Here is a 5,255-nt window from a genome sequence, read left to right on the forward strand (position 1 = left end):
TGGACAAGCTTACAAAGGTGTGCACTTGCCGTAGCATTACGCGCAAAACGATTAAGGAAGCCATTTTAGATGGTGCTCACACGTTTCCACAAGTAAAAGAAGCAACTCGTGCTGGCACGGGCGCTTGCGGTGGCAAAGGCTGTGGGCCTCGTATCGTAAAGCTCTTAGCGGAAATGAAAGAGCAAGGCAAAATTTAATTTGCGAAATGTAACATACACATTTTACACTTCAAAATGTAAGATACATAGTTTACACCCCAAAATGTAAGATACATAGTTTACACCCCAAAATGTAAACTATAATATTTACACAACAAAAATGAAACATATAAAGATTGTTATTTGATTCTCTCAATGGATATACCCGTTGGGTTCTCGAGTAACAATCTTTTTGTTTTGTAAGATACATGTACTATAATGCTGCTTGTCGTGTATTGGTTATGTTGGGCTCATTTATATTTTTTTGATATACTATACATAATACTTTTTAGAGATTTAAGGGAGGTATGAATGTTTCGACGTTTCATAGCAGCCACTATGATTGGTGCATTAGCACTCACAACTGGTTGCGGTTTACATAATCCATTTACTTCAAAGGCAGAGCCTGTGACCTATGAGTCTGTGGCACAAAGCGAACTATCACCAGAGCAAAAGGTGGACAAATTAGTGGCGAATATGTCCGATGCAGACAAGGTGGGCCAATTGTTGATGATTGGCATTCACGGTACAACGCTAAACGATGACGCTAAATTTATGCTCAACGAGTACCGCGTGGGCGGCATCATCTTGTTCGACCGTAACATGGAGTCTAAGGATCAAGTTAAAACGCTCATTACAGACATCAATAAGACTGGTAAAAGCGCGGGATTAACGCCGTTGTTCCTCGGCATCGACCAAGAGGGCGGTGCGGTAGCGCGCATGGATGATAAGCTCATCAAGGTTCCTCCCGCTGAGGAGGTAGGCAAAATGCCCGTTGAGCAAGCTTCATCCTTGGCAAAAGAGGTAGGCACTGAGTTGAAAGACTTGGGATTTAACATTAACTTTGCTCCTGTGGCGGACTTAGGATTAACCTATGGTCGTTCTTATAGTACGAGCCCTGACGAGGTCGTTCGCTATGCAGGTGCTGTTGGTAAATCTTACGATGAAGCGGGCTTGTGGTATTCTTATAAGCACTTCCCGGGCATTGGTAAGACTGATGTAGACTTGCACGCGGACACAAGTATCGTTCCTGCCTCTAAAGAAACATTGCTTTCAGAGGACACAAAGGTATTTGTAGACCTCATCAAACAGTCTAAACCGAATACCTATACAATCATGGTGTCTCATGCGATGTACCCACAAATCGATCCAGACTATCCGGCGAGCTTATCGAAAGCGATTATTACGGATTGGTTGCGCAAGGACATAGGCTATAATGGCGTTGTGGTAACGGACGATATGGACATGGGTGCCCTCGCAAAACACTATACCTTTGGTGATATGGCGGTACAATCCATTCTCGCAGGTAGCGACATCTTGCTCGTATGTCACGAATACGAACACATGCAAGAGGCTTACAATGGCCTTATGAAAGCCGTGAAAGACGGTCGCATCTCGAAAGAACGACTCGACGAATCGGTGAAACGGATTTTGCTTATGAAAATGAGCAAAATTTCTTAGAGTATTTAATTGTATTGGCAGGAATTAATTAAGAGTATAACGAATATAGAAAGTGGAAGTACTATTCATTGAAATTGCATCTGAGTTGACACTCAAGGGAGACAAACTTTAGAATCGTTACAATAGAAAAATATATAGTGTATACATAATGAGCTTTCAAGGATTTTATTAAACCGATAGAGAATTAATAGGTAAAGTGATTCTCTGTCGGTTTATTTTTTATTGTATAGTTTGTTTTGTTAGGAGTGAAGTATATGGCTCGCAGAATTATGTTGAACGGTACGTCCTATTTTGGACAAGGCGCGATTCAGGAGATTGTGAACGAAATTAAGAATCGTCATTTCAAAAAAGCCCTCGTTACATCGACGCCTGATTTATTTGAGTTTAAGGTAGCTACAAAGGTTACGGAGTTGCTTGATGCGGCAGGCATCGATTATGAAATCTATGACGGTATCAAACCAAATCCTACTATCGAAAATGTAACGGCTGGTGTTGAGGCTTGTAAAGCGGCTGGCGCCGATGTTATCGTTGCTGTTGGTGGCGGTAGCCCGATCGATACAAGCAAGGCGATTGCTACTATTATTACGAACCCTGAGTTCGCCGATGTACGCAGCCTTGAAGGTTTAGCGCCTACTAAGAATCCGTGCTTGCCAATCATCGCTGTTACTACTACATCTGGTACGGCAGCAGAGGTTACTATCAACTATGTTATTACAGATGTTGAAAAGAACCGTAAATTCGTTTGTGTTGACCCGCATGACATCCCAATCGTTGCCATCGTAGATCCTGATATGTCCGCGTCTATGCCAACAGGTCTTTGCGCTGCCACAGGTATGGATGCCCTCGTACACGCCGTAGAAGGTTATATCACTAAAGGTGCGTGGGAGCTAACTGATATGCTCCATTTGAAAGCTATCGAAATCATCGGTCGTTCCTTGCGCAGTGCTGTGGCTGGCGATTATGCAGGCCGTGAAGCTATGTCTTTAGGTCAATACATCGCGGGTATGGGCTTCTCCAACGTAGGTCTCGGCATCGTTCACTCCATGGCTCATCCATTAAGTGCTGTGTACGATATCCCTCATGGTAAGGCTTGTGCGATGTTGTTAACAGCGGTATTGAAATTCAATGCCCCTGCTACAGGCGAAAAATACCGTGAAATCGCTCGCGTTATGGGCGTTCCTAATGTAGATGCTATGGATGAAGCAACCTATCGTCAAGCGGCTATCGACGTAATTCAGAAATTAGCTGATGACGTAGGTATTCCTAAATCTCTTAGCGAAGCAGGCGTAAAACGGGAAGACATTCCATTCCTCGCTGAATCTGCTTTCAACGATGCATGTACACCTGGTAACCCACGGGACGCATCCTTAGAAGAAATAATCGGCATCTATGAATCCATATTCTAATTAGCGTCTTTACATATTTCAAATGCCTCCGGATGTGTAAAGGCGATATAACTAAATACGTTCTATACAAGACTAGACATTTCTTTTACTTCAGAGATGTCTAGTTTTGTTTTTGTAGGAGCTTATCGTGATGGATATGTCTAGTTGAGGCGCTTACTGTGATGGATAGCTGTCTAGGTTTACTTTTAATAGCGCCTTGAAAATAGAGATTTACATAAGTATACTAAGAATATGAATAGCTAGTTTAATTGAGCGCTGAGCGATTTTGGTAGATGGCACTCAATGACTAGGTGCTTAGTTCAACTCGTTAAATCGCTGAGATGGTTAAATGTGATGTTTAGATAGGTGTTAGATAGTAATGCTAAGGAGAATTTTATGAAATTATGGAAATTTAATAAGCGTAGTTCTACCTTGGCAGATATGTCTATGAATCGTGTGCTTTTAACGGAGCTCATTGCAAAGGGGGCCCTTGTTGGGGTGATTGCAGGTTTCTTTGGGGCATCATACCGCTATTTGATACTTGAATCGGAGCATATCAGGTGGCATTTGATGGATGATATTACTATGGAATGGGCCATAGGTTGGCTTGTGGTAATGGTCATTTTTGCGTTTATTGTAGATCGATTGCTCGCATGGGCCCCATTGTCTGGTGGTTCTGGTATCCCGCAAATTGAAGGGGAAATGCTTGGACTCTTTGATATGAAGCCCTATCGGACACTAGTATCTAAAATGATTGGTGGCGTACTGACCGGCTTTGCAGGATTTTCCGTAGGTCGTGAAGGGCCAGCAGTACAGATTGGCGGCTCTGCTGGGAAGATTGTGTCCTACTGGATGAATTCGGGGCTACGAGAACAGCGTATTTTGACATCTGCAGGTGCTGGGGCAGGCTTAACAGCTGCTTTTAGTGCGCCCGTATCGGGGGCGATGTTCGTCTTTGAAGAGGTACATAAAAGCTTTTATCCGTATCTCGTTGTACCAACCTTCGTGGCAACTTTGATTTCTAACTATATTACAGTTAGTATCTTTGGACTTACACCAGCGTTAGGCTTTACGGTGACCTCAGGCGTTCCTATTGAATATTTTCCAATATTGCTCATGGTTGGTGTTATCATGGGGCTATGTGGTGTGTTATTCTGCCGTATGATTTTTGCTTTCAAGAGGTTCTTTGATTGGCTCAAATGTTCTCGATTCTTGAAATTAGCCCTTACCTTTGTGGCAGTGGCGGCCATTGGCTTTGATTCGCAGCTCCTCTTGGGTGGGGGCAATGACCTTGTGGGTCAGCTTGCCTTTCAATCTCATGGCGTATTGCTCTTAGGTGGCATTGTATTAGGCAAGATTTTGTTTACCACCTTCTGCTATGGCAGTGGTGCTCAAGGGGGCATATTTTTGCCCATGCTCGTAATTGGTGCTGCAACAGGTGCTTTTTGTGAAAGCTTACTTTCAACCTTAGGACTAATTTCTCCTGATTTTGTACCACAGTTCGTTATCTGTGCCATGGGTGGCATGTTGGCGGCTGCTATGCGGACCCCAATTTTGGCGATTTTACTCGTTCTTGAAATGACGAATAGTTTCTCTAATATTTATGCTATCGGTATCGTTACGCTCGTGGCCTATCTTGTGGCGGAGCTTTTAAAAGAACCACCGATTTACGATTCCTTGTTGCAAGCCATGAGTGGGCAAAATAATTTGGAGTCCGTGCAAACCTTCTTTCAAACAAAGGTGCCTGTGGTGGCTCACTATACGGATGTACAGCTACAAGACTTAGCATTACCAGATGGTACATTGATCGTAAGTATTCGTCGAAATGGCACATACATAGTGCCACTAGGTGATGTAAAGTTAGAACCTGGTGACGAACTACAAGTCTCTTGTGAACGAGGTCGATTGAAAGCAGCAAAGGCGTATTTTCAATCTAATTAGGAGTGTTAGTAGATGAAGATTGTAAAAGCTACCGAGTCAGATATATTAGAATTGTATCAATTGCAATTGCTTACATTTGAAAGCGAAGCGGAGATGATTGGTAGTCGAATGGTTCCTGCGTTGATGGAGTCGGAAGAGGATTATAGCGATACTTTCAACCAGTGGCATACCTATAAAATGGTAGATGATGCGGGGAAGATAATCGGAGGCATTCGTTATCAATATGACGATGGCGTAGTAGAGGTCGGTCGCTTGATGGTGCATCCAGACT

The 5,255-nt window shown here is 43.2% G+C and carries 4 protein-coding genes and 1 pseudogene; all 5 read left to right on the forward strand.

Annotated features, from left to right (window positions below; translation table 11 throughout):
* Positions 1–197: (2Fe-2S)-binding protein (locus tag Q0507_RS00680; protein ID WP_298710904.1), on the forward strand; the 197-nt coding region annotated here is incomplete at its 5' end.
* A 312-nt stretch (positions 198–509) separates the two neighbouring features.
* Positions 510–1,658, forward strand: a complete 1,149-nt coding sequence (locus Q0507_RS00685) for a glycoside hydrolase family 3 N-terminal domain-containing protein (RefSeq protein WP_298710907.1) — start codon at positions 510–512, stop codon at positions 1,656–1,658.
* Positions 1,659–1,912: 254 nt separating this feature from the next.
* Positions 1,913–3,064 carry a lactaldehyde reductase gene (gene fucO / locus Q0507_RS00690; RefSeq protein ID WP_298710910.1) on the forward strand — a complete coding sequence of 384 codons (1,152 nt, stop codon included), beginning with the start codon at positions 1,913–1,915 and terminating at the stop codon, positions 3,062–3,064.
* Positions 3,065–3,439: 375 nt separating this feature from the next.
* Positions 3,440–4,984: a ClC family H(+)/Cl(-) exchange transporter gene (locus Q0507_RS00695; protein ID WP_298710913.1), complete on the forward strand. Its 1,545-nt coding sequence runs from the start codon at positions 3,440–3,442 to the stop codon at positions 4,982–4,984.
* Between the two features lie 12 nt (positions 4,985–4,996).
* Positions 4,997–5,255 (forward strand): annotated as a pseudogene (locus Q0507_RS00700) (GNAT family N-acetyltransferase); the annotation flags it as partial.

This window comes from uncultured Veillonella sp. (assembly GCF_938010505.1).
GTDB lineage: Bacteria > Bacillota > Negativicutes > Veillonellales > Veillonellaceae > Veillonella.

Bases quoted from the DNA above. Each gene is read 5' to 3' on its own strand.
- Q0507_RS00685 (WP_298710907.1), top strand. From the start codon at position 510: ATGTTTCGACGTTTCATAGCAGCCACTATGATTGGTGCATTAGCACTC.
- Q0507_RS00695 (WP_298710913.1), top strand. From the start codon at position 3,440: ATGAAATTATGGAAATTTAATAAGCGTAGTTCTACCTTGGCAGATATG.
- fucO (WP_298710910.1), top strand. From the start codon at position 1,913: ATGGCTCGCAGAATTATGTTGAACGGTACGTCCTATTTTGGACAAGGC.